The 440-nt window shown below is 66.4% G+C and carries 1 protein-coding gene; it reads left to right on the top strand.

Features of this window, described 5'->3' with window-relative positions; translation table 11 throughout:
* Window positions 1-440 (top strand): GTP cyclohydrolase I (gene folE, locus F8279_RS29980; RefSeq protein ID WP_151501736.1); only part of this gene is annotated, 440 nt, incomplete at both ends.

The following is a 440-nucleotide window of genomic DNA, read 5'->3' on the forward strand; positions in this document are numbered from 1 at the left end:
TATGGCGAGGTCCTGACGCCGGCGCCGTTCGAGGCGACAGACTTCGTCAACGATGCGAAGCATCAGGGGTTCGTCATCGTGCAGGATGTGGCGTTCGCTGCGATCTGCGCCCATCACCTGCTGCCATTCGTCGGGTCGGCGACTGTCGGATATCTTCCGGGCGCGCGGCTGTTGGGGCTGTCGAAGTTGGCGCGGCTGGTCGAACGCGCCACTCGCGGGTTGCAGGTCCAGGAGAACGTCACTCAGCAGATCGCCGACGGCCTGCAACGGGTCGTCCCGGACCACGGTGGCATCGGTGTGATTGTCGAAGCCGAGAACCTGTGCATGACCCTGCGGGGCGCGAAGGCCCGGGGGGCCTCAACGGTGACCTCGACCTGGCTGGGCGGGCTGGAGCGTGACGCCACATTGCGTTCCGAGTTTCTCAACCTGGCCGGGCGGAG

It is taken from the genome of Micromonospora sp. AMSO1212t, assembly GCF_008868145.1.
In the GTDB taxonomy this organism is placed as follows: domain Bacteria; phylum Actinomycetota; class Actinomycetes; order Mycobacteriales; family Micromonosporaceae; genus Micromonospora; species Micromonospora tulbaghiae.